General features: G+C 68.4%; 26 protein-coding genes and 1 pseudogene. 12 read left to right on the forward strand and 15 right to left on the reverse strand.

The features are described 5' to 3' along the window. Positions 1 to 141: 141 nt before the first annotated feature. Together CHB84_RS01660 and CHB84_RS01665 are read right to left on the reverse strand one after the other, a co-directional pair. Positions 142 to 1,758, reverse strand: coding sequence for a S8 family peptidase (locus tag CHB84_RS01660; protein WP_089299861.1), 1,617 nt, complete (start codon positions 1,756 to 1,758; stop codon positions 142 to 144). A gap of 692 nt (positions 1,759 to 2,450) precedes the next feature. Further along, positions 2,451 to 3,599 (reverse strand): NAD(P)-dependent malic enzyme, encoded by a 1,149-nt coding sequence (locus tag CHB84_RS01665; protein WP_245818492.1) that lies wholly within the window; start codon positions 3,597 to 3,599, stop codon positions 2,451 to 2,453. Positions 3,600 to 3,642: 43 nt separating this feature from the next. Between CHB84_RS01665 and CHB84_RS23755 the strand changes: the two genes are divergently transcribed. After that, the gene (locus CHB84_RS23755) at positions 3,643 to 3,765 is read left to right on the forward strand and encodes a hypothetical protein (protein ID WP_281251721.1); all 123 of its coding nucleotides are present in this window, start codon (positions 3,643 to 3,645) and stop codon (positions 3,763 to 3,765) included. A gap of 256 nt (positions 3,766 to 4,021) precedes the next feature. Continuing rightward, positions 4,022 to 4,627, forward strand: a complete 606-nt coding sequence (locus tag CHB84_RS01670; protein WP_089299682.1) for a dTDP-4-dehydrorhamnose 3,5-epimerase family protein — start codon at positions 4,022 to 4,024, stop codon at positions 4,625 to 4,627. Positions 4,628 to 4,772: 145 nt separating this feature from the next. Here CHB84_RS01670 and CHB84_RS01675 read toward each other — a convergent pair whose 3' ends face one another. Next, positions 4,773 to 5,252, reverse strand: coding sequence for a hotdog fold domain-containing protein (locus CHB84_RS01675; RefSeq protein WP_089299683.1), 480 nt, complete (start codon positions 5,250 to 5,252; stop codon positions 4,773 to 4,775). A 290-nt stretch (positions 5,253 to 5,542) separates the two neighbouring features. On the opposite strand from CHB84_RS01675, the gene CHB84_RS01680 reads away from it, so the two are divergent. Next, the gene (locus tag CHB84_RS01680) at positions 5,543 to 6,049 is read left to right on the forward strand and encodes a GNAT family N-acetyltransferase (RefSeq protein ID WP_089299684.1); all 507 of its coding nucleotides are present in this window, start codon (positions 5,543 to 5,545) and stop codon (positions 6,047 to 6,049) included. A gap of 45 nt (positions 6,050 to 6,094) precedes the next feature. On the opposite strand, the gene CHB84_RS01685 is transcribed toward CHB84_RS01680, so the two are convergent. After that, complete coding sequence (locus CHB84_RS01685) at positions 6,095 to 6,517, reverse strand: hypothetical protein (protein ID WP_141134546.1); 423 nt, start codon at positions 6,515 to 6,517, stop codon at positions 6,095 to 6,097. 567 nt (positions 6,518 to 7,084) lie between these two features. On the opposite strand from CHB84_RS01685, the gene CHB84_RS01690 reads away from it, so the two are divergent. Further along, entirely contained in the window at positions 7,085 to 8,017 is a 933-nt protein-coding gene (locus CHB84_RS01690) for a diacylglycerol/lipid kinase family protein (protein ID WP_089299686.1), read from the forward strand. A 315-nt stretch (positions 8,018 to 8,332) separates the two neighbouring features. After that, complete coding sequence (locus tag CHB84_RS01695) at positions 8,333 to 8,584, forward strand: WhiB family transcriptional regulator (protein WP_089299687.1); 252 nt, start codon at positions 8,333 to 8,335, stop codon at positions 8,582 to 8,584. Positions 8,585 to 8,692: 108 nt separating this feature from the next. On the opposite strand, the gene CHB84_RS01700 is transcribed toward CHB84_RS01695, so the two are convergent. After that, a complete protein-coding gene (locus tag CHB84_RS01700; RefSeq protein WP_089299688.1) occupies positions 8,693 to 10,198 on the reverse strand; it encodes a sensor histidine kinase in 1,506 nt (501 codons plus the stop codon). Positions 10,199 to 10,401: 203 nt separating this feature from the next. Between CHB84_RS01700 and CHB84_RS23960 the strand changes: the two genes are divergently transcribed. Next, a complete protein-coding gene (locus tag CHB84_RS23960; protein ID WP_425432264.1) occupies positions 10,402 to 10,476 on the forward strand; it encodes a 50S ribosomal protein bL37 in 75 nt (24 codons plus the stop codon). Between the two features lie 72 nt (positions 10,477 to 10,548). Here the strand turns inward: CHB84_RS23960 and rsrA are convergent, their stop codons facing one another. From rsrA to CHB84_RS23760, 4 genes and pseudogenes are all read right to left on the reverse strand, one after another. Beyond that, positions 10,549 to 10,866, reverse strand: coding sequence for a mycothiol system anti-sigma-R factor (gene rsrA, locus CHB84_RS01705; protein WP_089299689.1), 318 nt, complete (start codon positions 10,864 to 10,866; stop codon positions 10,549 to 10,551). Beyond that, the gene (locus tag CHB84_RS01710; RefSeq protein WP_245818493.1) at positions 10,863 to 11,468 is read right to left on the reverse strand and encodes a sigma-70 family RNA polymerase sigma factor; all 606 of its coding nucleotides are present in this window, start codon (positions 11,466 to 11,468) and stop codon (positions 10,863 to 10,865) included. The genes rsrA and CHB84_RS01710 overlap by 4 nt, the downstream gene beginning before the upstream one ends. A gap of 339 nt (positions 11,469 to 11,807) precedes the next feature. Continuing rightward, positions 11,808 to 12,089 carry an SAM-dependent methyltransferase gene (locus CHB84_RS23375; protein WP_245818494.1) on the reverse strand — a complete coding sequence of 94 codons (282 nt, stop codon included), beginning with the start codon at positions 12,087 to 12,089 and terminating at the stop codon, positions 11,808 to 11,810. Further along, positions 12,072 to 12,158: pseudogene (locus CHB84_RS23760) on the reverse strand (SAM-dependent methyltransferase); the annotation flags it as partial. The pseudogene CHB84_RS23760 and the gene CHB84_RS23375, both read right to left, overlap by 18 nt. A gap of 484 nt (positions 12,159 to 12,642) precedes the next feature. On the opposite strand from CHB84_RS23760, the gene CHB84_RS01725 reads away from it, so the two are divergent. Both CHB84_RS01725 and CHB84_RS01730 read left to right on the forward strand, forming a co-directional pair. Continuing rightward, positions 12,643 to 13,299, forward strand: coding sequence for a DUF899 domain-containing protein (locus CHB84_RS01725; RefSeq protein WP_089299692.1), 657 nt, complete (start codon positions 12,643 to 12,645; stop codon positions 13,297 to 13,299). Then, positions 13,299 to 13,640, forward strand: coding sequence for a hypothetical protein (locus CHB84_RS01730; RefSeq protein ID WP_089299693.1), 342 nt, complete (start codon positions 13,299 to 13,301; stop codon positions 13,638 to 13,640). The genes CHB84_RS01725 and CHB84_RS01730 overlap by 1 nt, the downstream gene beginning before the upstream one ends. Here the strand turns inward: CHB84_RS01730 and CHB84_RS01735 are convergent. Then, on the reverse strand, positions 13,623 to 14,240 hold the full coding sequence (locus CHB84_RS01735; protein ID WP_089299694.1) for an alpha/beta hydrolase family protein: 618 nt from the start codon (positions 14,238 to 14,240) through the stop codon (positions 13,623 to 13,625). The two genes, CHB84_RS01730 and CHB84_RS01735, sit on opposite strands and share 18 nt — an antisense overlap. Next, positions 14,237 to 15,067, reverse strand: coding sequence for an SOS response-associated peptidase (locus tag CHB84_RS01740; protein ID WP_089299695.1), 831 nt, complete (start codon positions 15,065 to 15,067; stop codon positions 14,237 to 14,239). Before CHB84_RS01740 ends, CHB84_RS01735 begins: the two co-directional genes overlap by 4 nt. Before the next feature lie 224 nt (positions 15,068 to 15,291). Here CHB84_RS01740 and rsgA point away from each other — a divergent pair, with 224 nt between their 5' ends. Continuing rightward, a complete protein-coding gene (rsgA, locus tag CHB84_RS01745; RefSeq protein WP_089299696.1) occupies positions 15,292 to 16,317 on the forward strand; it encodes a ribosome small subunit-dependent GTPase A in 1,026 nt (341 codons plus the stop codon). Positions 16,318 to 16,542: 225 nt separating this feature from the next. Continuing rightward, positions 16,543 to 17,430 (forward strand): SCO4651 family lipoprotein, encoded by an 888-nt coding sequence (locus CHB84_RS01750; RefSeq protein ID WP_089299697.1) that lies wholly within the window; start codon positions 16,543 to 16,545, stop codon positions 17,428 to 17,430. 77 nt (positions 17,431 to 17,507) lie between these two features. Here the strand turns inward: CHB84_RS01750 and pruA are convergent, their stop codons facing one another. The 3 genes from pruA to CHB84_RS01765 form a co-directional block, all read right to left on the reverse strand. Next, a complete protein-coding gene (gene pruA / locus CHB84_RS01755; protein ID WP_089299698.1) occupies positions 17,508 to 19,136 on the reverse strand; it encodes an L-glutamate gamma-semialdehyde dehydrogenase in 1,629 nt (542 codons plus the stop codon). Between the two features lie 186 nt (positions 19,137 to 19,322). Then, positions 19,323 to 19,835 (reverse strand): DUF6912 family protein, encoded by a 513-nt coding sequence (locus CHB84_RS01760; protein WP_089299699.1) that lies wholly within the window; start codon positions 19,833 to 19,835, stop codon positions 19,323 to 19,325. Beyond that, positions 19,832 to 21,238: a WS/DGAT/MGAT family O-acyltransferase gene (locus CHB84_RS01765; RefSeq protein ID WP_089299700.1), complete on the reverse strand. Its 1,407-nt coding sequence runs from the start codon at positions 21,236 to 21,238 to the stop codon at positions 19,832 to 19,834. Before CHB84_RS01765 ends, CHB84_RS01760 begins: the two co-directional genes overlap by 4 nt. Positions 21,239 to 21,395: 157 nt before the next feature. On the opposite strand from CHB84_RS01765, the gene CHB84_RS01770 reads away from it, so the two are divergent. Further along, positions 21,396 to 22,166 (forward strand): TrmH family RNA methyltransferase, encoded by a 771-nt coding sequence (locus CHB84_RS01770; protein ID WP_425432260.1) that lies wholly within the window; start codon positions 21,396 to 21,398, stop codon positions 22,164 to 22,166. A 113-nt stretch (positions 22,167 to 22,279) separates the two neighbouring features. Next, the gene (locus CHB84_RS01775; RefSeq protein ID WP_089299702.1) at positions 22,280 to 22,831 is read left to right on the forward strand and encodes an Rv3235 family protein; all 552 of its coding nucleotides are present in this window, start codon (positions 22,280 to 22,282) and stop codon (positions 22,829 to 22,831) included. 66 nt (positions 22,832 to 22,897) lie between these two features. Here the strand turns inward: CHB84_RS01775 and secA are convergent, their stop codons facing one another. Continuing rightward, positions 22,898 to 25,744 carry a preprotein translocase subunit SecA gene (gene secA, locus CHB84_RS01780; RefSeq protein ID WP_089299703.1) on the reverse strand — a complete coding sequence of 949 codons (2,847 nt, stop codon included), beginning with the start codon at positions 25,742 to 25,744 and terminating at the stop codon, positions 22,898 to 22,900. Between the last annotated feature and the right edge of the window lie 190 nt (positions 25,745 to 25,934).

The following is a 25,934-nucleotide window of genomic DNA, read 5'->3' on the forward strand; positions in this document are numbered from 1 at the left end:
CGACGACGGTTGCAGCCGGACAACACCCGGGTTACCGTAAAGAGTGAAGCCGGTCGACCCCCAGGGCCGGCAGTAGCCCCGGCGCACCCCCTCCCCCTCGGCGCCGGGGCTTTCTACTGCCTACACCTGGACTGCTACCGACTACAGGTCGAGTGACCAGCTGTCGATGTAGCCGCTGTCACTCCAGTACACGTCGTCCACGCGCAACTGCCACTCGCCGTCGGCGTCGTAGCTCGACAGGTCCCTGTCGACGCTGCCCTGCACGTTGTCCGCGCTGTCCCACGCGTTCGAGTCCTTCAACCGGAGCTCGTCACCGTTCGGTGCGAGCAGATCGATCACCAGGTCACCACGGTAGGTGTGCTTGATGTCCACCGAGATGGTCGACGACGACGAGGCCGCCCTGCCGCAGTCGGTGAACGTGATGGAGCTGGTGGCTACCGGTCCGCTGTCCGGGATGTCGACCCGGTTGTCGTTGGTCCCGCTACACGTACCGGGCTCCGGGTCGTCCGGGTCGTCAGGGTCGTCAGGGTCACCGCCGTCGCCGCTTCCGGTGTAGAGCAGCCTGTTCGGCGATCCGGATCCCGGGTTGCCCACGACTCCGCTCGTCGCGTTGCTCTCCAACGCATCCTTGACCTCACCGGGGCCGGCCGACGGGTTGTCGGCGAGGTAGCGCGCGGCGGCACCGGCGACGTGCGGGGACGCCATGGATGTGCCCGAGATGGTGTTGGTCGCGCTGTCCGAGCCGATCCAGGCCGAGGTGATACTGCTGCCCGGCGCGAAGATGTCGGTGCAGGTGCCGTAGTTGGAGAACGACGAGCGCGAGTCGCTCGACGTGGTCGCGTTGACCGTCAACGCCTCGGCGACACGCGCGGGCGAGTAGTTGCACGCGTCCGCGTTGTCATTGCCCGAGGCGACCGCGTAGGTCACTCCGGAGGCCACCGAGCTACGCACGGCGTCGTCGAGGGCCGTGCTCGCTCCCCCACCGAGGCTCATGTTCGCCACAGCGGGCCCCTGATGGTTCTCGGTCACCCAGTCGACTCCGTCGATCACGCCCGCGTTCGTTCCGCGGCCGTCGCAGTCGAGCACCCGCACGCTGTACAGGTTGGTGCCCTTGGCGACACCGTGCGCCGAACCGCCGACGGTGCCCGCGACGTGGGTGCCGTGACCCTGGCAGTCCTCACCGTTGCGGCCGTCGCCGATGGCGTCGAAGCCGGGCTGGGCGCGGCCCTCGAAGTCGTTGTGCGAGAAGTTGATGCCGGTGTCGAGAATGTAGCTGTTCACGTTCGACGCCGTCGTCGAGTACCCGTATACATCGTCGAGCGGCAGGTCGCGCTGGTCGATGCGGTCGAGACCCCAGGACGGCGGGTTGGGCTGCTCCTCCTGCTGCAGCTGGACGGTCGTGTTCTGTTCGACGTAGGCCACCTCCGGGTCGTTGGCTGCCTGCCGGGCGTCGCGCTCGCTCATCTCGGCCGCGTAACCACGTATCGCCGCGGAGTAGGTGTGTTCGACCTCGGCATTCCTGCGCTGGGCATGGCTGTGCGCCGTCTCGTCGGCAGCGGCGTTCGGGACGCTGTCGTCGAAGACGACGATGTAGCTGCCCTCGATCGCATCCGGATTCTCGGCGCCCCGGACCTGTCCTTCAGGGTCGGCACCCGCGACCGCGTTGCCGCTCAACGAGCTGAGTACGGCAACGGCGGCAGCTATCCCTATGCCCAGGACCGCTGTCCTTCTCGATCTCCATTTTCGGGTCACTCTGATCGCCTCCCAAGTACGATCCACACGGAATCCATGTGGCGGATCCCGTGATCGGTGTTCTCCGCGTTCGATCGAACGCGCGCCGAACACTAATTCGGGCGATCAGGAACACGACAGGCCTTGATATCGCGGAACGAGCAGGGTACGCGACACCATTCTGAAGTGCCGCTGAAAGTTTCGGGACGAACAGGCGGCCGGGCGCCAACACTCGTCCGGGAAAAGCCGGTCACGCGGAGTTCGGGGCACGACCGACGAACCAGGACCGGAACATGATTCCACGGGGAGATCTCGGGGATCGTTCGCCGCCCCGTGGACCGTCGCCAGTCCTGTCACCTGCGCACAACCAGAGCGACTCACGGTACCGGCGAGACGCGCGCCGGGCATGCGAGAAGATTTCGGGTCGTACGGAGCACGTCCGGAAACACGACAAGGTACGATAGTAGGAAATTCTCGAAGAATCTCGGAACAGGCGCTCACGCACCACCGGTAAACGCAATCTCGTGTGCGTTTACCGGTTCCCGGTCGAAGTCCGATCAATCGACTGACGCGAACAGGCGAGCGGGTGACCCCGATCCGGCCCACACCGCCGCGTCCGAATATCTCCGGACGAAAGTAGGATTTTTGGGCGAGCCGAAGGACTCCTCGCGTACCGCACAGGTACCGAAGGAGCCCTTCGGCTCGAACGACCGGACGCGCTACACCACGCCGTCCTCACCTGCGGCCTTCGCGACGGCCGTCGCGACCTCGAGGGCCACGCGCGGATCCAGCGCGCTCGGCATGATCCGCTCGACGGAGAGGTCCTCCGCCGCGACCATCGCGATCGCCTCGGCGGCGGCGATCTTCATGTTGTCGGTGATCGTGTGCGCACCGGCATCCAACGCGCCACGGAAGACGCCCGGGAAGGCGAGCACGTTGTTGATCTGGTTCGGGAAGTCACTGCGCCCCGTGGCGACCACGCTCGCGTAGCGGCCCGCGACGTGCGGATGCACCTCCGGCTCCGGGTTCGACAACGCGAACACGATGGGATCGGGCGCCATGACCGACAGCAGGTTCTCGTCGATCGTCGCGCCGGACAGACCGATGAACACATCCGCGCCGACCATGGCCTCGTCGAGGCCACCGGTCAGCCCTGCCGCGTTGGTGCTTGCGGCCAGCTCCGCCTTGACCGGGTGCAGGCCTTCCCTGCCCTCGTGGAGGATGCCCCGCGAGTCCAGCAGCGTCACGTCGGCGACACCTGCCGCCTGCAGGATCCGGGCGCACGCCACCCCGGCAGCGCCCGCGCCCGAGATCACCACCCGCTGCTCACCGAGCTCTCTGCCCAGCGTGATGTTCGCGCCGCGCAGCGCGGCGAGCACCACGATCGCGGTACCGTGCTGATCGTCGTGCATGACCGGGCAGTCCAGCTCGTTCTTGAGCCTGTCCTCGATCTCGAAACACCGCGGCGCGGCGATGTCCTCGAGGTTGACGGCCCCGAACGACGGCCGCAACCGCACGAGTGTCTCCACGATCTCGTCCACATCGGTGGTGTCCAACACCAGCGGAACGGCGTTGAGGTCGGCGAAGTTCTTGAACAGGGCGGACTTGCCCTCCATCACCGGAAGCGACGCGCTCGCGCCGATGTCGCCGAGACCGAGCACGGCAGTTCCGTCGCTGACCACGGCCACCATGCGATGCGCCCAGGTGTACCGGGACGCGAGTGCCGGGTTCTGCGCGATCGCCTCGCTGACCTTGGCGACCCCGGGGGTGTACGCGATTGCCAGCTCTCGAGGGTCCGCGATCGAGCCTACCGCGTTTACCGCCAGCTTGCCGTCCTCGTGGAGGTCGAAGATCTCCTCCTCCGTCACGGGGCGAGTGTGCTCAGCTGTGCTGGAACGGGCATTCTCGATCATGGCTGTCCCTGTCATCGTGTACTCGGTTCTCGGCCGTGGCCTCGTGCCGGTGAGCCGGGACGGGGCCGGAACGGCCATACTCAACAAGACGCGCGTCGCGATCGCGGACGCGCGAGAATAAGGGGATTATCTCATCCGGCTCGGCGCGGGTGCGGTGGCACCTGATGCGCGGGCAGTATGCGGGACGTGCCGCTTAGCTGTTGCTGCGGCCACGGCTGTGATACTACAACCGGCAGTACTGTTGCTGCTGATCGCATAGTATCGCAGCCGATCCACCCCGCACACTGCCTCCTTGCGGTGCATCTCACAGATCCGGCACTCGACGTGCGAACGGTACCGCCACGTCGCGGCCGGGGCGACGTGCGAGGCTTTTCCCCATGCACGCACGTGAGCTGAGCATCCGGGGCGCCTACGAGTTCACCCCGCAGGTCTTCCCGGACGGCCGGGGGCACTTCGCCGCACCGTTCCAGTCGGCCACCTTCCACGAGACCGTCGGACACCCGCTGGCGGTGGCCCAGTCCAATCACAGCGTCTCGCGGCGCGGTGTGATCCGCGGTGTCCACTTCGCCGACACACCACCCGGCCAGGCGAAGTACGTGTACTGCGCGCGGGGTGCGTTGCTGGACATCGTCGTCGACATACGCACGGGCTCTCCCACGTACGGCGCGCACGAGGCGGTACACCTGGACGCGGCGAGCTGCCGGGCGGTCTACGTAGCCGAAGGACTCGGGCACGCGTTCACCGCACTGACCGAGGACGCCGTGGCCGTCTACCTGTGCTCGACCGCGTACAACCCGACTGCCGAGCACGGCCTCGACCCGCTCGACCCGGAACTGGCACTGCCGTGGCCCGAGGATGTCGAGCCCGTACTGTCCAGGAAGGATCGCCGGGCCCCGGGCCTGGCCGACGCCGCGAGTCACGGCGTGCTACCCCGCTACGCGGACTGCCTGGCCCACTACGAACGGCTACGGGCGCGGGACTGATCACTGCGTATGTCCCGAGCTCCGGTCCGGCCGCCGAAAGAGAGCTCCGGCAACCGCGACCGCCTCCGGCGGCCCCGTCTGCCGGACGGCGGCCGGCCCAACCGCCGGTATGTCCCGAGCTCCGGTCCGGCCGTTGCCCGCACCGTCATTTCTTGGGCGTCACCCAGATCGTGATCTCGCCGGTGACCACGGACTCACCGCGCTTGTCGTACACCGTGAACGGTACGGGCAGGTCCATCCCGTCGGTGCCGAACTCCGGGATCTCGCCGAGCTCGGCTACCGCGCGCAGACCGGTCTCGGCCTTCGCCTGGTAGTGGACGGTCATCCCTTTCGGCAGCCACCGGTGCGTCACCGGAACCGTCGCCTCGGCAAGCATGCCCATCGCGATCTCCGCGAGGTTGCACGCCGCGATCGCGTGGAACGTCCGGATGTGGTTGTACACCCCGAACCACTTCGGGGCCGTCACCTCGCACCGGCCGGGTTCGAGCACCCGGACCGTGGGCAGCACCGTGCTGAAGTACGGGACCCTGAGCGCGATCGCCGTGGAGAACACCTTGTGTCCACCAGGAAGACCGCTCAAGCGCTTCCACAACGCCAGTGTCGGGGGTGTCGGGGCGGCAGTCATCGCGGTCCTTCCCTTCCTCATCCTCTCCTCGTGCTCGCGGTCGCGCTGTTTCCGTGCGCTCGTTCGCACGCACGCGGTCGCGATACTCTCCGTCCGCCGCGCGCAGCGGCGTGCCGACTCGATGCTACTCGTCAGTAACCTTCACGGCACCCCGGCCCGCGCCGGCCACCGGCAAGCGCGGGCTGCCTGCCCGACCTCGCCACACTGCCGGCCCCGCGCGGTGAATAAGCTACCCCGTAGAACCGGAGGAGAGCCCGGAGGAGAGCACCGTCGTCGCCCGGAGGTCAGCCGTGCCGTCCACCCGAGTCCGCCCCGTCGCGAAGGACGACGTCGCCGATGTCGTCACGCTGGTTCACGAGCTCGCGGAGTACGAGAAGGCTCCCGAGGAGTGTCACCTCACCGGCGAGGACCTCGACGCCGCCCTGTTCGCCGACCAGCCTGCACTGTTCGGGCATGTCGCCGAGCTCGACGGCGTGGCGGCCGGCTTCGCGCTGTGGTTCCTCAACTTCTCCACCTGGCGCGGTGTGCACGGGATCTACCTGGAGGACCTCTACGTACGACCCGCCTACCGTGGCCACGGCCTCGGCAAGGCCCTGCTCGCCGAGCTCGCGCGCGAATGCTCGCGACGGGGCTACGGGCGGCTCGAGTGGTGGGTGCTGGACTGGAACACCCCCGCGATCGACTTCTACCGGTCGGTCGGTGCCGTGGCGATGGACGAATGGACGGTGTTCCGGCTCACCGGCGACGCGCTGACCGGGCTCGCGACCCACGCCGGCGGCGCGCGACCTGCGGGGTAACCGGCAACGGTGCGCAGCACGACGGCCGGGCACGGCCGGGTACGCTCAGCTCCGGCCGCCCTCCGGGCCGTCCAGGTCGGCTCCCTCCTGCCCGAGCGCCCACGCCTTGGACGGCTGGCGGAACAGCAGCACGACCACCCCGATGGTCAGGGCAAGCAGCGGCAGGCCGAGCTCAGGACGCGAGGACGGTCCGAGCATGTACCAACCGGCGCCGGCCAGGATCACGGCAACGACCAGCGACGGCGAGCGCGCCCACAACTGCCCGAGCAGCAGCCCGATGCCGCACGCGAGCGTGCCTCCACCGAGCACGGCGTAGTAGGCGGCCTCGCCGTACACGCTGTTGCCGCCCTGCGTGGTCGCGGAGCCGAACACCGCCGAAAGGAGCAACACCAGCGAGAACCCCATGCCGAACAGGCCGGGCAGCGCCACGAGGAGCCCGGCGAGGCGCACCTGCAGTGGCGCCGGCATCACTACGTCCGCGAGCCGCACGCGTCACGACCTTCCCGCATCGGCGAACAACCCCGATCGTACCGCGCAGGCTCCGTTCACCCGGCACGCACACCCGGGACCGCGCAGGCCGACGACCGTGCCCCGAGCCCAGTTCGGCGCCAAGTTCCAGCCCCGTTCTGGGCCCTGTTCTGGGCCCTGTTCTGGGCCCTGTTCTGGGCACGCCCGGTTCCCCGCGACGACCGGCCGGCGGGCACGTCGACGAGCGCACCGGCCGGAAGCGCATGACTGTCCGTAGTAAGCCCACGTGGTGAATCACTCGGTTGGCCGTTTTGCCATGGGCGTCACAGAGGCGAGGATCAAACCGTCGTCGGTGAGCTGGCGGTCGCCGGGGTGCACTCATCACGACACGACACGCGGACGAGCGGGCCGGCACGGCGCCTCGACCGGTCCCGCCCGCCCGACGGGAACGCGGCAAGCACGGGAGTGGAGGTCACGCTGCGGGGTGCGAGTGCGCTCCCCGCGAAGCGAACGGCAACTCCCGGGGGACGTGCATGCTCACTCCACCGGGCGACGTACGCTGCATGAGTGCGCGCTCTGCTCATCGTGAACCCGCGGGCCACGTCCACGACACCCGGTGTCCGGGACGTCATCAGCCATGCCCTTGCCAGCAGGCTCACGTTGACCGTCGCGGAGACATCCCATCGTGGCCATGCCGCCGAGCTCGCCGCGACAGCGCACCAGGCAGGCACCGACCTCGTCATCGCACACGGCGGGGACGGCACGGTCAACGAGATCGTCAACGGGATGCTGGGCGGCGAGGGCCGGTACACGCGTGACACGGACCCGCGGAGCGCACCGATGATCGCCGTCGTCCCCGGTGGTTCGGCCAACGTGTTCGCCAGGTCGCTCGGCTTACCACCCGACCCCCTCGAGACGACCCACCTGCTCCTCGAGGCCATCGCGGCCGAAAGCACAAGGCGCATCGGCCTAGGATCGGCGAACGGCAGGTTGTTCACGTTCAGTGCCGGCCTCGGCTGGGACGCCGACGTCGTCGCCGGGGTCGACCGGCGACGTGGCAAGCAAGCGAGTCCCTCGCTCTACACGCGCGTGGCGGCAAGGTGCTACTTCCGGCCGCCGCAGGGCAGGCCGCCGTTGACGGTCAGCATAGCCGGGGAGGACGAGACGACCGTGCGCACCGTGTTCGTCTCCAACACCGACCCGTGGAGCTATCTGGGCAGCAGGCCGATCCGCCTCAACCCCGACTGCTCGTTCGATACCGGCCTCGGCGTGTTCGGCCTGCGCAGCCTGGCCCTGCCCCGGGTGCTCGGGCACCTTCGTCGCGCGCTGAGCCGGAAGGGCGTGCGCCGCGGTCGCGGGCTCGTGCAGCACGCCAACGTGGAAAAACTGAGCGTGCACGCCGATGATCCGGTAAACTTTCAGGTTGATGGGGATTACGTGGGGATGGAGTCCACGGTCGAGTTCGCCAGTGCTCCTCAAGCGCTGACCGTGCTCGTATGAGACTCACCTCGTTCGCGCCGTCGTGCGCGGCGCGGCCCATGTGATCGTCCCGGCCAATCTGCCGCTGACCACTCGGCGATGCATGGTAGCCGTTCACAGCATCCCGCTTGGCACAGGCATGGCCACAAGCCGAGATTGACAAAGGAATCCGCAGGTCAGGGCAGTAGCTCGCCCGGGTGAGCTGACTCACCGATCTTGCAAAAACCCTTGCCCGATTCGGCGCTTCGTGAAAGCATTCACAAGCACCCCGAGAAGAACGACCGCCATGACGACCGTGGCGCGGCTTATCCGCGTCGCCACGAAGGAGCTCACGAAATGGACTGGCGCCACCACGCGGCCTGCCGAGACGAGGACCCGGAGCTGTTCTTTCCCGTGGGCACCACGGGTCCTGCACTCGTGCAGGAGGCCGAGGCGAAAGCCGTGTGCCACCGCTGCACCGTCGCATCCGATTGCCTGGCCTGGGCACTGGCAACCGGGCAGGATTCCGGCGTGTGGGGCGGCATGAGCGAGGACGAGCGGCGCGCCTTGAAGCGCCGTCGTGCCAACGTTGGCATGCGCACCGCCTGAGAACAGGCCTTTCGAAACGTAGTGATCGAACGAGCCGGTGCCACCCCCGTGGTGGCACCGGCTTCAGTATTGCACAGGTCCCCGGCCGGCCGGACAGCGCATGGCGTTCTAGAGCCTGCGCACCAGGGGGATCCGGACCGAGGCCTGGGTCCCGTGCGGCTCACGCGCACTGATCGACAGTGACCCCCGCAGCTCGGATGTCACCAGCGTACGGACGATCTGCAGCCCCAACCCGTCCGCAGTCTCCACGGAGAAGTCCCGGGGAAGGCCTCGACCGTCGTCGGAGATCGTGACATCCAGCCACCGGGCCGACCGCCGCGCGTGCACGATCACCCTGCCCGCGCTGCCCTCCGGGAACGCGTGCTCGACGGCGTTCTGCACCAGCTCGGACAGCACCATCACCAGGGGTGTCGCGATGTCGGCGACCACGACACCGAACGATCCCTCCCTGCTCAGCTGCAACGGCGACTCCGCGGTCGTGATCTCGCCGAGCATCGGCAGCACCTTGTCCAGCAGGTGGTCGAGGTCCACCCGCTCGTCCACGGACACCGACAACGACTCGTGCACCATCGCGATCGACGAGACGCGCCGCACCGACTCCTCAAGCGCCTGCCGGGCCTGCATGCTCGACGTACGACGGGACTGCAGGCGAAGCAGTGTGGCCACGGTCTGCAGGTTGTTCTTGACCCTGTGGTGGATCTCCCGGATCGTGGCGTCCTTGCTGAGCAGCGCACGATCCCGGCGTTTGACCTCGGTCACGTCCCGCACAAGTACCAGCGCACCCGCTGCCACTCCGGATGGGCGCAACGGGATCGCCCGGAAGAGCACGGCCGCGCCCGGTCGCGACTCGGCCTCCGCCCGGCTCCCCGGCCGCCCCTCGAGCGCGTCGTGGATGCGGTGCGCGATCTCGGTGGCATCGAACGGGTCGGCGATCAGGGACTTCGTGAGCGGGACCAGCCGCTCACCGACCAGGTCGGCCTCGTGCCCCATCCGGTGATAGGCGGACAGGCCGTTCGGGCTCGCGAAGACCACGGTCCCGGACCCGTCCAGCCGGATGAAACCGTCTCCCACCCGCGGGCTGGTGTGCACCCCGGTCAGCGACTCGGGGTTCGGGAAGGTCCCGTCCGCGATCATCTGGCACAGGTCCGCGGCACTGCCGAGATAGGCGATCTCGAGCGAGCTGGGCACGCGCGGCGTGACGAGCGTGGACTCCCGGCTGAGCACGGCGATGACCTGCCCCCGAAACGAGACCGGGATCGCCTCCCTGCGCATCGGCACGTCGTGTAACCAGTGCGGATCCTCCTCCCGGAAGATGCGCACCTCCCGGATCGCCCGCGCCAGCTGCGGGTAGTCGGTGATCGTCAGTCGCGTGTCGACGACGTCCTCCGGGTGCGCCGTCGGCCCGGTGGTGGGGCGCGCCTGGGCGGCACAGACGAACTCCGTACGGCTGTCGACGCGCCCGTCCTCGTTGCCGTAGATCGGCACCCACATGAGGAAGTCCGCGAACGACAGGTCGGCGAGCAGCTGCCACTCGGCGACGACCGTCTGCAGATGATCGGCTGCTTCCCCGGACAGGCCGGTGTGCTCGGCGAGCAGATCGGCAAGCGTGGACACCTCCCCATCCAATCAAACCGGCAGGTCCACCCCCACACCGCTCGCCAGTACGCCACAGGCATGCCAGACTGGGCCGGGCTCACGGGTCCTCGCACGGCACAGCGGCGAGCCGGGCCTGCGAGCCGACTCGAGCCGTGCCGCAGACGTGGAACGCGACACCGGCCGATGCCCACGGTGGTGATGTGGCCGAGTTAGGAGGCACTGTGTCCAAACGCACACGCAAGCGGCGGATGAAGAAGAAGAACGCCGCCAACCACGGTAAGAAGCCGCACTCCTAGACCGGCCGGTTCGGGCGGGGTGCCGGGCACGGCCCGGCCCTGCTCGCGCACCCCTCCCGCGGGTCGGTCCCGCTACTCGGCGCTGCTGGTGCGTTCGGTCACATCCCCGATGTCGGTGCCGGACCGCTCCTCCACCGTCGTGCGGATGGTCTCCCGCAGCCGGTCCTTGAGCCCGTCCGGCGCGTGCTCGCCGCCGCACTTGCGCGCCAGGAGCTGCTTGAGCTGCTCGGATATCCCGTACTGCTCGAGGCACGGCGGGCACTCCTCCAGGTGCTTGCGCAGCTCGGCCTCGTGCTCCTGGGGGCACTCCTTGTCGAGCAGCCGGTACACCTCGGCGAGGACCTCCGTGCAGTCCGGCCCGTCCTGGCTACCACAGCTGTCGTTGGTCATCGCGTCACCTCCGCGCGCGAATCCCGGATGAATCCCCGTTCGCGGGCGGTGTCAGCGAGCAGCTCGCGTAGCTGACCGCGCCCACGATGCAACCTCGACATCACGGTGCCAATCGGAGTGTCCATGATCTCGGCGATCTCCTTGTACGCGAAGCCTTCCACGTCCGCGAGATATACCGCGAGCCGGAAATCCTCGGGAAGCCGCTGGAGAGCATCCTTGACGTCGGTGTCCGGCAGGTTGTCCAGCGCCTCGACCTCCGCCGAGCGCAGGCCGCCCGAGGTGTGCCCTGCCACCTGCGCGAGCTGCCAGTCCTGGATCTCCTCGGTCGGCTGCTCGGCCGGTTGGCGCTGCCGCTTGCGGTACCCGTTGATGTAGGTGTTGGTCAGGATGCGGTACATCCAAGCCTTGAGGTTCGTACCGGCCTTGAACGTCCCGAACGCGCGGTAGGCCTTCAGGTACGTCTCCTGCACCAGATCCTCGGCATCCGCCGGGTTGCGGGTCATCCGCATGGCGGCCGAGTAGAGCTGGTCGAGCAACGGCATCGCGTCACGCTCGAAACGTTCGATGAGCTCGGCATCGTCCTGTCGGCCCTCATCAGCCAAACCGGCTCCTCCCGATTCCGCGCCGGTACCGGACCACCACACCTGACGGCGGGCACGTCGCGACGCGGCCATAATGGGGTACGCATACGTCGCTGAGGATACGCTGCTCGCCTCGGAAACGCCCGGTAGCGTCTCCGGCTCGGGGGCCGTCTCGGAGCTTGCCTCACTCGGCACGGTTTCGGTCAGCGTCGGCATGCCCGGTACAACAGCGCGCTCCCACTACGCATTCCCCGCCCGCATGAACCCCGTACCGGGCTCCGGCCTGCGCCGGTAGCCCGGCGGGAAGCGCCCGGTCGCTTCGGGAGTGGCGCGACCGGGCGCTCCGGCGCGGCACGGTCGCTACCGCTTGCGCCCGACGCCCGCGTACATGCGTTCGACGCTGCGCTCGTGGGTATCGTCCGGGTGCCACTCCGCAGGGCGCACCAGGCCCGGAGGGACCAGAGCGAATCCACCGACAAGTCCGGTGTTCTCCGCTGGGTTTCGGTGCGCCATCGGGGCAGTGGCCCTGCTGTAGATGTTCTGCATCGTGGCGTGCTCTTCCTCGGAAGGAGAGTCGGTCGTCAGGTGCGAGATCGCCGTGTAGGAACCAGGCGCCTGTGCCACCTGGTGCGTGTTCTCCATATCGGGCAGGCCGGCACCGATATCGATGAACTGCCGGACGCCGCACTGCCCCGCGAGGTAACGAACGGCACAACCGAGGAACTACCGGTTCTCCCACACCACGGAGAGCGTGAGGTCCGTGCCCACACTGTCCAAGACCGGCTCCGCGGCTGTCCGGCCGATCGCTTTCGCTTCGTACTCGCCCGCGCTGTCCCCTTCCGGGTCTTGCGTCTTGCGTTGTCCCGCAGAGGTATTTCAATACGGACATCCGGACGCGCGGTCTACCGGCACGCCGCGCGCTGTCTCGCTCGGAAAGTCAGCACGTTGCAAGATGTCGTCGAGCGGTGGCGGTGCGAGAATCGACCTCTGTGTTGGGGCACTGCCGAGCGCAGCTTCCGGTACCGCCGCACGCGTCTCCGTCGGCGGACGCCGGAGAGAGCCTCCTGCCACGGCAGGTCGCTCCGTGGCCACGGGGAGGCCGCGAGCGCCGGCTCGGTTCGCACGACCGCCCCTGCGTGGGGCGGGTGAGGAGCCCGACCGGGGAACGTCACAGCCGAGAGGAAGGAAGTGTCAGGTGAATCTCCCGCAGATCGTGTCCCACTCCGAGTGGGAGAGTGCCCGGAACAAGCTCCTGGCCGAGGAGAAGGAGGCGACGCGCCTACTCGCTGCGCTGGCCGCCAAGCGACGCCGACTGCCGATGACGCGGATCGAGGGGGACTACACCTTCACCGGCCCGGAAGGCCGGGTGAGCCTTCCCGAGCTGTTCGACGGGCGCCGCCAGTTGATCGTCTACCACTTCATGTTCGAGCCGGGTTCCGATCACCGGTGTGAAGGTTGCTCCATGTTCGTCGACAACCTCCCCCACCTCGCGCATCTGCACGCGCGCGACACATCGCTGGTCCTGATGTCCCCCGCCCCGTACTCCGAGCTCGAGCCGTTCAAGAGGCGGATGGGATGGACCGTCCCGTGGTACTCCGCGTACGGCAACGACTTCTACACCGAGATCGGGCAGGGTGACGGCTTCGCGCTGAACGTGTTCCTCCGGCAGGACGACGAGGTCTACCGCACGTACCATACGACGGCCCGCGGCGTGGAAACGCTCGGCACGAGCTGGACGTTGCTCGACCTGACACCGCTCGGCAGGCAGGAGACATGGGAGGACTCGCCTGAAGGGTGGCCGCAAGGCTCGCCTTACGCGTGGTGGCGCCTACACGACGAGTACGAGCAGTAGTGGGCAAGAATGCGATCATCTTCCACGGCACGTACTGCACACCGGACCAGTACTGGTATCCCTGGCTCGGTGAGCAGCTCGAGTCCCGTGGCTATACCGTCGACCTCCCGCACTATCCCGAGCTCATCATCATCAACTCGGTCAACGACACCTGGGGGTGTGACGCCGACCAGGGCGGGCGCTCTTCGACAAGCCGGGGCACTCTCGTGCTCGCCGACGAGCGGCACAGGCCGGCGCACACGATCCGTGACCGACATCAGCCACACGGTCGGGTATCACACTGCAGGCAGTTCAGCATGCGGTTCCGCGACAGCGTCGGGGCGTCACACGAGGGGGCGTAGCACCCTGCCGAGCCATTCGCCGGTAGCGCGCCCGACCGCGTCGAGGTCGGAGTCGAGCGAGTGGTTTCCGGAGACGGTCACGATCTCGTGGTGCCTGCGGGCCTGGGGCACCCCGAACGGATCCTGCTCGCCCTGTACCACCAGGGTCGGAACCTCAACGGAGTCCAGCTCACCCTGCCTGCTACCCCCGTCGGGGCCCTTACCCGGCGGGCGGAGCGGGAAAGCCAGGCACAGCACCGCCACGGCAGCGCCGTCGGCCGCGGTGCGGCAGGCCACCCTGGCACCCGACGACCGACCGCCGAAGACCATCGGCATGCCGTCGAACCAGTGCCGTGCCAGCTCGTCGGCGACGGTCAACCAGGCCTCGTCCAGCTGCCTGGCAGGGGCGGGCGCTCGACGGCCCGCCACCCGGTAGGGCTGCTCGACGAGCGCGACATGTACCCCTGCGTCGTGGGCGGCACGGGTGACCACGACGAGGTCCTTGGCGTCGATATTGCCACCCGCCCCGTGCCCGAGCAGCAAGGCCGCGCTGCCCTCTTCCGCACAGTGCAGCTCGGCACGCGCCGGGCCGTGCCTGGTATCGATCATCGTGGTCGTCATGGCATCCCTGTTCCACCGGTGTCGAACAGCGGCACCTGCTGCTGGGCCTGCTGCTGGGCCTGCTGCTGGGCACCGTCGACGTCGATCCGTTCGATCAGCTCGGGTCCGTTGTTGCGTACGTTACCCACCCGCTCGGACACCGGACGTATCTCCAGCCGCTCGACGAGTCCGGCAGCAGGCGGCGCCAGCAGGTCGGCGACATCGCCGGAGTCCGGATCCAGCCACTCGTCCCAGAGATGCGGAGGCATCAGCAACGGCATCCGGTGGTGGATATCGGCGAGCGCACCGACCGCATCGGTCGTCAGTACCGAGCAGGTCACGGTCGGCGACGCCGTGGAAGGAAGCTCCGGGTCACGCCAGGTCTCCCAGATGCCAGCGAACGCCAGCGAAGTGCCGTCGCCCGCCGTCATGTAGTACGGCTGCTTGGACGGCCGCCGACCGTCCGCGGAGCCGCGCTGCCACTCGAACCAGCCGTCCGCAGGGACGAGGCACCGCCGCCGGGCCACGGCCTTGCGGAACGCAGGCTTACTCGCCGCGGTCTCGGCACGGGCGTTGATCATCCGCTGGCCGATCGACGGGTCCTTGGCCCAGGACGGGACCAGGCCCCACACCATCCCGCGCACCCGGCGCGAAGCGGCCTCGGTGGTCAGGACAGTGCCGTCCTCGGCACGGGGATGCCGCCGGACCACCGTCGTCACCGGGCGTGTCGGCGCCACGTTGTAGCTCGGCCCCGGCGCGGCCTCCGCGCTGTCCGAGACCTCGTCGAGTGCCTCGAACTCGCGCGCGATGGTGGCAGGGTCCTTCGTCGCCGCGTACCGTCCGCACATCGCCAGCCTCCTCGTCGACCACCCGGGCACCGGCGCATCCGCCGTCGCTCGCCTCCCCAGCCACGTGCCCAGCGAAGTGCCCGGCCACAAGCGGTGCGTCACCCTATCCTCGCACGTCCACACGGTGTGTGCGAGCCAACTCGCGACCTGACCACGAGTGGTCAACCCGCGACCGGTACGGGATCATCGGCGGGGACGTCCTGAGTACGGAATGAGGCGACGCGTTGCGGAGCACGGACTGGCACGGCTTCGACGAATCCGACGTGCGGGTACGCCCCGGCAAGGGATCACGCCCGCGAAGCAAGCGCCGACCCGACCACTCCGACGCCGCCCGTGCCATGGTCGTCGCCGTCGACCGCGGCCGGTGGACCTGCGCGGTCGACGGCGACCCGCGGCACACCGTCACCGCGATGCGCGCCAAGGAGCTCGGGCGAACGCCGATCGTGGTGGGCGACCAGGTCCGTGTCGTCGGCGACACCAGCGGCCGGCCCGGCACGCTCGCGCGCATCGTCCGGGTCGACGAGCGAAGCAGCCTGTTGCGCAGGACGGCCGACGACACCGATCCGTACGAGCGGGTCGTCGTCGCCAACGCCGAACAGTTGCTGATCGTGACCGCGCTGGCCGATCCCGCGCCCCGCACGGGGTTCATCGACCGGTGCCTTGTGGCCTGCCTGACCGGCGGCCTGCGGCCGGTGCTGTGCCTGACCAAGGCCGATCTGGCCGATCCGGGGCCGGTACTCGAGCGCTTCGCCGAGCTCGACCTTCCCGTCGTCGTCACCCGGCACGACGCGGACATCACCGAGCTCGACGAGATCCTCACCGGGCGTGTCTCCGCGTTCGTCGGCCACTCGGGTGTCGGCAAGTCCACGCTGGTCAACCGGCTCGTACCGGACGCCGACCTGCGCACAGGAGAGGTCAGCGCGGTGGGCAAGGGCAGGCACGTCTCGGTCACGGCCGTCGCCCTGCCTCTTCCGCACGGCGGCTGGATCATCGATACGCCCGGCGTCCGCTCGTTCGGGTTGGCGCACGTCACGCCGAGCGACATCGTGTCAGCCTTCCCCGAGTTCGCCGAGGCCGCCGAGGAGTGCAAACCGGGTTGCGGGCATCTCGGCGGCGGTGTCTCCGGTGACGACCCCGACTGCGCGCTCGACTCGGTCGTCACCGGCGGTGCGGCGACAGCAGGCCGGTTGACCTCACTGCGCAGGTTACTGCTTTCCCGGTCAGGGGCGGATCCCGGCGAGCACGAGTGATGCGCGCTCGGCGAACGTAGCCTGGAACTCGGTACAACCCTCATGCGTCCGAGTGATAGAACATGTCTGAAAGGTTGTCCGTGACGCGGTCCGCCCGGATTGTCTCACGGCTCGACGAGAACGAGTATCGTCGCTGAACAGGGCGACGCGGCCGGGCGGAGCTCGGAGCAGCGACGACCGTACGGGGGTCCGTGGGGGCCTTCGACCGACCGACATGGAGATTCGATGCGCAAACCATTCGTGACCACCGGGGCGGTCGCCTGCGCCATGGTGCTCGGCGCCTGCAACGGTGGCGCCGTCGGCCAAGGGTCATCGGCTTTCACCGACGTCGAGGCCCTGGCGGGGGCGGCTGGCGAGAGCACGGCCGAGCACAACTCGGCGAGCTTCACCATGAACATGGACATGGGCATGATGGCCATGGAGGCATCCGGCGAGGGGCGTTTCGAGGGTGCCGACACCGCCATGGCGATGACCATGAACGCCATGGACATGGACTTCGAGGTCCGGCTGATCGACGAGACGATGTACATGAAGATGCCGGACATGCCGGAGGGGATGGGATCCGGCCCCGGCATGCAGGCGGACCCGGACAAGCCGTGGATCGAGATGCCTCTCGGGGACTCACCCATGATGGACGAGGCCCTGATCGAACAGAACGACCCCCGGCACATGATCGAGCTGCTCCAGGAGTCCGGCGAGATCACCGATACCGATGAGGACGCGGAGCTGGACGGCGAGTCGGCGACCTACTACGCCATCGACGTCGACGCCGAGCAGCTCGTCGAGCGGTACGCCGCCGACCTCAGCGGCGAACTCGGCGACGAGATGTCCGGCGTGGAGCTCGGCACGCTGCCGATCGAGCTCTGGATGAACGACGACGATCTTCCCCTGAGGTTCGTCGCCGACATGGGGCCGTTCATGCAGGCCATGGCCGAGCAGCAAGGCGAGGATGTGCCGCCGGAGATGGCGGAGGCCACAATGACCATGACCTACAGCGACTGGGGTGAGCCCGTGGAGATCGAGGCACCACCCGAGGACCAGGTCGGCGAGATGCCCCAGCCGGAGATGGGCGGCGCCGAGGGCTTCGAAGACCTCGAGGAGCCCGAGGAGTAGCCCGGCAGGTCCGATCACCGGGCGGTGCGCCGCGGTGGCACCGGCCTGCCGAGCCGCTGCCACCGCGGCGCACCGCATCACCCCATGTGCGGGTAGGTGTGGTCGGTCGGTGCGTCGAAGTTCTCCTTGATCGCCCGCGGGCTCGTCCAGCGGACCATGTTGAACAGCGAACCGGCCTTGTCGTTGGTACCCGAAGCCCGGGCACCACCGAACGGTTGCTGGTTGACCACCGAACCGGTGGGCTTGTCATTGACGTAGAAGTTCCCTGCCGCGTACCGCAACACCCGGTGCGCCTCGGCCACGGCATCCCGGTCGTCGGCAAAGACCGCACCGGTCAACGCGTACGGTGCCGTGGAGTCCACGAGGTGGAGGACACTGGAGTACTCGGCATCGTCGTAGACGTACACGGCCACGATCGGACCGAAGTACTCCGTGGAGAACACCTCGTGATGCGGGTCGGTACAGGTGAGCACCGTCGGCTCCACGAAGTAACCCACCGAGTCGTCACACGACCCGCCTACCAGAACCTCCAGGTCCGGATCACCATCCACACGAGACAGTAAAGCGTGGTGCTTGGCGAACGCGCGGTGGTCGATGACAGCACCGCCGAAGTTCGAGAAGTCCCGGACGTCGCCGTAGCTGATGGTCTTGGCGACATCGGCGAGCTGCTCGCGCAGCCCGCTGTCCCACAACGACCGAGGCACGTAGGCCCGCGACGCCGCCGAGCACTTCTGTCCCTGATACTCGAAGGCGCCACGGACGATCCCGGTGACCACCTTGTCCACATGCGCCGACGGGTGGGCGACGATGAAGTCCTTCCCACCGGTCTCGCCCACGATTCTCGGGTAGGAACGGTACGTATCCAGATTGTCGGCGATCGTGCGCCACAGCATCTTGAACGTCGCTGTCGACCCTGTGAAGTGCAACCCCGCGAAATCCGGGTCCGCGAGCGCCACCCTGCTCACAGCGGCGCCGTCGCCGGTCACCATATTGATCACGCCGGGCGGTAGGCCGGCAGCCTCCAGGATCCGCATGGTGAAGTGCGCGGCCAGCTGCTGTGTCGGCGTCGGCTTCCACACGACCGTGTTTCCCATCAGGGCTGGGGCGGTCGGCAGGTTCCCGGCGATCGCCGTGAAGTTGAACGGCGTGATGGCCGTGACGAAGCCTTCCAGTGAGCGGTACTCCGCCCGGTTCCAGGTGCCGGGAACCGAGATCGGCTGCTCGGCGAGGATACGCCGCGCGAAGTGCACGTTGAACCGCAAGAAGTCGACCAGCTCGCACACCGCGTCGATCTCCGACTGGTGTACCGACTTGGACTGGCCCAGCATCGTCGCGGCGTTCAGCGTGTCACGCCACGCTCCCGACATCAGGTCAGCAGCGCGCAGGAAGACGGCAGCCCGCTCGTCGAACGGCAGCTCCCGCCACGCGGGTGCCGCGTCCTTGGCCGCGCGGACGGCATCGGCGACATCCTGGTCACTTGCCTGCGCACAGGAACCCAGCACATGACCGTGTTCGTGCGGGGCCACGACGTTGAACGGTTCGCCCCTGGCCATGCGCTTCGCACCGGCGACGGTCTGCGGCAGCTCCCGCTTCTCCGAAGCCAGCTCGGCCAGTGTGCGCTGCAACGATTCGCGTTCTGCGCTCCCCGGTGCGTAGGTGTACACCGATTCGTTACGAGGAGTGGGAACGGACGTGATCGCGTCCATGATGCGTTCGCCTCCCGAGGGTGGTTATGAGCCTTGTGGGCCGTTGTCGTCGATATCGGATCCGACGAACCCGGCAGGGACGGGGCACGCATCATCGGTGCGTGCCCCTCGAACGGGTTCATGCTTCTATCGTGACACGAACCACCGGCCCATGCCCTCCCCTCGCAGGCCGTGAACGTCGCCGCGCTACATCAGCTCCAGCAGGAACGGCACTTCCTGCGGCGCGTACCAGGCGAGCTCGTGATCCTCCACGTCGCCGAGGGCCAGCTCGGCATCCTGGTCGCCGAGGTCGGCCGAGTCCACCACCTCGGCGGCCACGCTCACCGCCGACTCCGCCTCCGCGGTATCGACGTGCACGGCGGCCACCGACGTCATCGGTACCGACCCGGACAACCGCACCACGGCGTCATCGAGGTCCGAACGAACCGTCACGTCGTCCAGGTCGGCCGAGACGACGACGCGGCGCGTGCGAACCGGAGTCTGCTCGTCGGCCAGGTCCCGCTCACTGGCGATCAGCCGCAGCGAGGCGCGGGCCGCTTCCAGCAGGGCCGCGTACTCGAGCTCCTCGGTCGAACCGCTGGTGTAGAACTCCCGCAACGCAGGCGTCACCGCGAAGGCCGTGCCGTTGACGGGGAGGAACTCACCGCTGGAGCTGAGCTCGCTCAGCATGGCGATCGTCGCAGGCAGGTACACCCTCATCGCAGCGTCTCCCGGAGCTCTTCCACTGATTCCTCCAACATGGTCGCGAACGCTTCGATGTCGTGCACCGCCTTACGGTCACCGTTCAATCCAATATAGACACCGCCGTCGTAGGACGTCACTCCGACTGCGAGTGCGTGGTTGGGCACGAGCGGCACGATCGGGAACATCTCCGTCATCGGTGCCCGTCCGGCGTACATCGGCACCTGCGGCCCCGGCGAGTTCGTGATCACCAGGTTGAAGATCCTGTCCGACAGGGTTCCCGCGGTCCTCGCCCCGAGTGAATGCAGGGTCGGCGGCGCGAATCCGCCGACCCTGAGCAGGCTACGCGCTGCTACCCAGCGACCCGAGTCCCTGTGCTCACCCATCGCATAGCTGATGTGCTGCAGGCGCACCACCGGGTCGCTCTCCCCGACCGGCAGGTCCACCAGGTGCGGCGCCACCTCGTTGCCCACGATCCCCGCCGAGGAGTACGCCATCGTGTTGGGGTCGACCACCGCGAGCGGGACGAGCGCTCGCACGGTGCTGTCCTGCGTCAGCGCCGTGTCGCGCGTCAGCATCCACTCCCGCAGCGCCCCGCTGATCGCCGCGAGCACGACATCGTTGATCGTGCCCCCGTGCCTCTTACGGATCTCCCGGTAGTCGGCCAGCCTGGTGCGCACGCCCGCGAATACCCTCCCGCCGGAGACCTCGACGTTCAGCGGGCAGGCAGGGGCAGGGCGGATCACCGTGCGCAACGCCGAGGCGAGGTCACCGACGACACCGGCGACCTTGCCGATCGTGTTCACGGCATCGGAGGCCACCGACCGGGCGTTCTCCATGAGCAACCCCGGCTGCTGTACCCGCTCGCCGAGCGCGTCCGCGACGAGCTCCGTCCTGCTCGGCTCGTGCCGCGGCTCCCACAGCTCGTCCACGGGCTCGGGGTCGGTCGGCACCGAGTCAAGGATCAGCTGACCGAGCTCGACCGTTCCGATACCGTCGACGACTGCCTGGTGGGTCTTGGTCACCAGCGCGATCCGGTCGTCCGCCAGGCCCTCCACGAAGTAGATCTCCCACAGTGGACGCCCAGGATCGAGAGGCCGGGACATCAACCGGGCGACGAGCTCGTGCAGCTGCGCATCGGAGCCCGGTTCCGGAAGGGCCGAGCGCCGCACGTGGTAGCTGAGGTCGAAATCGACATCGTCGACCCAGACGGGGCGGGCCAGGTTCGCGGGAACGGACACCACGCGCTGCCGGTAGCGCGGCAAGTAGACAAGGCGTTGGCGGACCAGTGCGAGCACATCACCGAAGTCGAAGCCCGCAGCCGGTCGGTCGAAGACGGCGAGCCCCCCGACATGCATCGGCGTCGACGCGTCCTCCATATACAGGAAGGAGGCGTCAATCGCGGAGAGACGATCGGGCATGTACACGATCCTGACACACGGCCCGGCCACCCGCGCCCACCCGCTCGCTATACCGAAGGCTGAATGACGCTTTCAGTCCCGCAGATGGACTGAAAGCGTCATTCAACCCTCCGTATGGAGTGAAAGCGTCATTCAGCACACGTGAGATGCTGGGGTGGTGACGGACAGTGGCTCGCCCAAGGATCGCTTCATCACCGTGTACGGCAGGAATCCCGTACTCGAGGTGCTCACCGACGACGAGCTCGCTGTCGACAAAGTGATCATCGCCGAGTCCGCGCGCGGCGTGCAGCAGATCCGCCGGGCCGCGGCGTCGCGAGGCGTGCGCGTGGACACCGCCAGCGCGCACCGGGTCAAGGTGCTGGCAGGTAACGGCAGGCAGGACCAGGGCGTGCTCGCCGACGTCGTCGCACCGCGGATGCGGCCGCTGGCAGCCGCGCTCGACGCCCCCGACGGCCCCGGGCGCGTCCTGCTCGTCGACGGTGTGACCACGCCCGCGAACCTCGGGATGATCCTGCGCACCGCGACCGCGGCGGGCATCGACGGGATCGTCGTGCCGCGCAGGGGAGTCGCGTCGCTGGACCCCCTCGTGGTCAAGGCCTCCGCGGGCGTCGCCTTCCGGGCCCCGGTACTGCGCTGCGCCACAGCGGCCGAAGCCGCGAGCGCCCTCTCCGGAGCCGGGTTCGAGCTGCTCGCGCTGCGCGCGGAGCACGGCCGCTCGCTGTACGAGACGACATTGCCGCCGAGGGCCGCGTTCGTCCTCGGCGGCGAGTCCGCGGGCATCAGCGAACCGGTCCGGGAGCGCGTCACCGGCTGGCTGTCCATCCCGATGCACGGCCACGTCGAGTCGTTGAACGTCTCCGCTGCCGCCGCCGTGCTCTGCTTCGAGGTCGCACGCCGCGACGAGCGGGTCACCCACCCGCGGGGCTGAGCACGCCGAGCCTCCCCTTTCACCCACTCGGTGCAGTCGTGACCGGACGGAACACGCTCCGGCTCTAGAAGGTGACGAACCGTCATCGGCACCCGGGACCGGGAGGTACGCACATGTCCCATACAGCCAGGCAGGCACGCGAGACATCCCTCGTCCGACCGCTCGCCACCTGCGAGCCGCATCGCGCCGCGCCGCGGGCCACCGCGCACCACCAGGACCAGCTGGCGCTGCCACTCACCACGGCATCCCCCGAGCACGGCGGTCCCACCGCGACGGGATGCGCCGTGCCAGGGGAGGCACCGGCCATTCCCGACCCTCCTGCCCAGCCCGAGCTACGGAGCCTGCTCACCGCACTCATCGAGGTGGCCACCGGCCAGCGCTACATCGCCCGGTTACGCAGCCGGGTCAGCGAGCCGGTCGTCCGGAAGTGGCAGGCGCACCCGCGCGTACCGCCCGAACGGCGGTACGTGCTGGGCACCGTGCACCAGCAACGGTGCGGCGTGCGTGCGCTCGAGGTCTGCGCGACCGCGCACGGGCGAACGCACGCGTTCGCGCTGCTCACCCGGCTCGACGCCCGGTGGCACGGCTGGCTGTGTACCTGTTTCGACATCCTCCTGCCCCCGGCGACAGGTTACGCGGGCCGGCGAGCCCACCGGGCCGCCTGATTCCCCCGCACGGTCCGCCTGGCTTCGGCGACGACGCCCGCAGGGCCCTTACCGGGAGGCCGCCGCTCACCGCCGCGCGCGGTTCTTGCCCTTCTTCGCCTGCGCGCGCGCCGCCGCCCGGCGTTCCCGCCTGCTACCCGAGTTGGCCCCACCGGCACCCGCCGAGGAGCCGTCCCGTTCGGCGCCTGCGCCGCGCTTGCTCACGTCGCCGGACTCGTCCGGCCCGGACAGGGTCAACGCGCGGTCGCGCTGGTTGCCGAGGCCCTTACCGCGCAGAGCCGCAGGCACGCTCTCGTCCTCGGCCTGGGGCTGCGGCGGGGGCGGCGTGGCGTGCTTGCCTCCCTGCGCGGACTTGCCGTCGCCCGAGCCGCCCGCGGCGGGGACCTCGGTTACCTCCTCCGGCGCGACCTGGTCCGGCTCCGCCTTCTCGACCTGCAGGTTGAACAGGTAACCGACGGTCTCTTCCTTCAGGGACTCCAGCATGGCCTGGAACATGTCGTAGCCCTCGCGCTGGTACTCGATCGCCGGGTCGCGCTGGGCCATCGCGCGCAGGCCGATGCCCTCCTTGAGATAGTCCATCTCGTAGAGGTGCTCGCGCCACTTGCGGTCAAGCACCGACAGCACGACGCGCCGCTCGAGCTCGCGCATACCCCCCTCGCCGACCACCGCGTCGACCTCGGCCTCGCGGCGCTCGTAGGCGGCCATGGCGTCCTCGAGCAACTCCTCGAGCAGCACCTTGCCGTCCATCTCGGGGTGCTTCTCGCACAGCTCGTCCCATGTCACCGACACCGGGTAGAGCCCCTTGAGCGCCGTCCACAGGCGTTCGTGGTTCCAGTCCTCGGCGTAGCCCTCGCTCGTCTCCGAGGTGACGTACTCGGTCACGACATCGCGCAGCATGTGCCGCGCCTGCTCGCGCAGGTCCTCGCCCTCGAGCACGCGCCGCCGCTCGGAGTAGATGACCTCGCGCTGGCGGTTCATCACCTCGTCGTACTTGAGGACGTTCTTGCGGATCTCCATGTTCTGCTGCTCGACCTGTGTCTGCGCACTCTGGATGGCCTTGGTGACCATCTTGTGTTCGATCGGCATGTCGTCGGGCAGCCGCATGGTCCGCATGACCCGCTCGACCATGCCCGCGTTGAACCGCCGCATCAGGTCGTCGCCGAGGGAGAGATAGAAGCGTGACTCGCCGGGGTCACCCTGCCTGCCGGAACGACCACGCAGCTGGTTGTCGATACGCCGGGCATCGTGCCGCTCGGTACCGAGCACGTACAGGCCGCCGAGCTCACGCACCTCGTCGGCTTCGGCCTCGGACCGCGCGGAGACCTCCTCGAGCACCTTGGGCCAGGCGGCCTCGTACTCCTCGGAGTGCTCGACCGGGTCCAGGCCCCGTTCGCGCAGCACCTCGTCGGCGATGATGTCCGGGTTACCACCGAGCACGATGTCCGTACCGCGACCAGCCATGTTGGTGGCGACGGTGACGGCGCCCTTGCGGCCTGCCCGCGCGATGATCGAGGCTTCCTTGCCGTGCTGCTTGGCGTTGAGCACCTCATGCGGCACCCCGCGCGTGACCAGCAGCTTGGACAGGCGCTCCGACCGCTCCACACTGGTCGTGCCGACCAGCACCGGCTGCCCCCTGCGGTAGCACTGGTCGATGTCCGCGGCGACGGCCTCGAACTTGGCGTCCTCGGACTTGTAGATCAGGTCCGGCTGGTCGACACGGATCATCGGCCGGTTCGTTGGGATGGGGGTCACCCCGAGCTTGTAGGTCTGGTGGAACTCGGCGGCCTCTGTCTCGGCCGTACCGGTCATGCCTGCGAGCTTGTCGTACTGGCGGAAGTAGTTCTGCAACGTGATCGAGGCCAGCGTCTGGTTCTCGGCCTTGATCTCGACGCCTTCCTTGGCCTCGATCGCCTGGTGCAGGCCCTCGTTGAACCGGCGACCGGCGAGCACGCGGCCGGTGAACTCGTCGACGATGAGGACCTCACCGTTGCGGACGATGTAGTCCTTGTCCTTCTGGTACAGCTCCTTGACCTTGAGGGCGTTGTTGAGATACCCGACCAGCGGGGTGTTCGCCGACTCGTAGAGGTTCTCGATGCCGAGCTGGTCCTCGATGAACTCCACCCCTGCCTCGGTGACACCGATCGCCCGCTTGCGCTCGTCCACCTCGTAGTGGACATCGCGGGACATCATCGGAGCCAGCCGGGCGAACTCGTTGTACCACCGCGAGGACTGGTCAGCGGGGCCGGAGATGAGCAGCGGGGTACGCGCCTCGTCGATCAGGATCGAGTCGACCTCGTCGACGATCGCGAAGTTGTGCCCGCGCTGGACACACTCCTCCAGGCTCCATGCCATGTTGTCGCGCAGGAAGTCGAAGCCGAACTCGTTGTTCGTGCCGTAGGTGATGTCGGCGTTGTAGGCCTCCCTGCGCTGCTTGGGAGGCATCTGCGCCATGATCACCCCGACGTCGAGGCCCAGGAAACGGTAGACGCGGCCCATCCATTCGGAGTCACGTTTGGCGAGGTAGTCGTTGGGGGTGACGACGTGCACGCCCCTGTCCGAGATCGCGTTGAGGTAGCAGGTGAGCACCGAGGTCAGCGTCTTGCCTTCACCGGTCTTCATCTCGGCGACCTGGCCGAGGTGCAGCGCGGCACCTCCCATGACCTGGACATCGAAATGCCGCTGCCCCAGCACCCGCTGGGAGGCCTCCCTGGCGACCGCGAACGCCTCCGGCAGCATGTCGTCGAGGGACTCACCGGACTCGTGCCGCTTGCGGAACTCCTCGGTCTTGGCCTGCAGCTCGGCGTCCGACAGACTCTTGACGTCCTCTTCGAGGGCGTTGACCTGGTCAGCGATGCGCCGCAGCCTCTTGACCAGCTTTCCCTCGCCCGCACGGAGCAGGCGGCTCAAAACCATTCCGGTTCGACCTCGCTGTTTTCGTTGGTGTGCCTTCGGCGGCGGCCGGTGGTCCTCGCGGCCGTCCGCCCGTCGCGCCCTTCATTCCCATCGTAGGCAACCGCACGGCACCGACGCATACGCCTGCCGCCCTGGACAGTGTGACACCGACCGCCATCCGGACTCTTCGGGGCGCAGTACCACCCGGCAC

Origin of the sequence: Haloechinothrix alba (genome assembly GCF_900188115.1) — a bacterium.
GTDB lineage: Bacteria > Actinomycetota > Actinomycetes > Mycobacteriales > Pseudonocardiaceae > Haloechinothrix > Haloechinothrix alba.

Bases quoted from the DNA above. Each gene is read 5' to 3' on its own strand.
- CHB84_RS23755 (WP_281251721.1), top strand. From the start codon at position 3,643: ATGGCTGTCCCTGTCATCGTGTACTCGGTTCTCGGCCGTGGCCTCGTG.
- CHB84_RS01670 (WP_089299682.1), top strand. From the start codon at position 4,022: ATGCACGCACGTGAGCTGAGCATCCGGGGCGCCTACGAGTTCACCCCG.
- CHB84_RS01675 (WP_089299683.1), bottom strand. From the start codon at position 5,252: ATGACTGCCGCCCCGACACCCCCGACACTGGCGTTGTGGAAGCGCTTG.
- CHB84_RS01685 (WP_141134546.1), bottom strand. From the start codon at position 6,517: ATGCCGGCGCCACTGCAGGTGCGCCTCGCCGGGCTCCTCGTGGCGCTG.
- CHB84_RS01695 (WP_089299687.1), top strand. From the start codon at position 8,333: ATGGACTGGCGCCACCACGCGGCCTGCCGAGACGAGGACCCGGAGCTG.
- rsrA (WP_089299689.1), bottom strand. From the start codon at position 10,866: ATGACCAACGACAGCTGTGGTAGCCAGGACGGGCCGGACTGCACGGAG.
- CHB84_RS23375 (WP_245818494.1), bottom strand. From the start codon at position 12,089: ATGGAGAACACGCACCAGGTGGCACAGGCGCCTGGTTCCTACACGGCG.
- CHB84_RS01735 (WP_089299694.1), bottom strand. From the start codon at position 14,240: ATGACGACCACGATGATCGATACCAGGCACGGCCCGGCGCGTGCCGAG.
- CHB84_RS01740 (WP_089299695.1), bottom strand. From the start codon at position 15,067: ATGTGCGGACGGTACGCGGCGACGAAGGACCCTGCCACCATCGCGCGC.
- CHB84_RS01750 (WP_089299697.1), top strand. From the start codon at position 16,543: ATGCGCAAACCATTCGTGACCACCGGGGCGGTCGCCTGCGCCATGGTG.
- pruA (WP_089299698.1), bottom strand. From the start codon at position 19,136: ATGGACGCGATCACGTCCGTTCCCACTCCTCGTAACGAATCGGTGTAC.
- CHB84_RS01760 (WP_089299699.1), bottom strand. From the start codon at position 19,835: ATGAGGGTGTACCTGCCTGCGACGATCGCCATGCTGAGCGAGCTCAGC.
- CHB84_RS01765 (WP_089299700.1), bottom strand. From the start codon at position 21,238: ATGCCCGATCGTCTCTCCGCGATTGACGCCTCCTTCCTGTATATGGAG.
- CHB84_RS01775 (WP_089299702.1), top strand. From the start codon at position 22,280: ATGTCCCATACAGCCAGGCAGGCACGCGAGACATCCCTCGTCCGACCG.
- secA (WP_089299703.1), bottom strand. From the start codon at position 25,744: ATGGTTTTGAGCCGCCTGCTCCGTGCGGGCGAGGGAAAGCTGGTCAAG.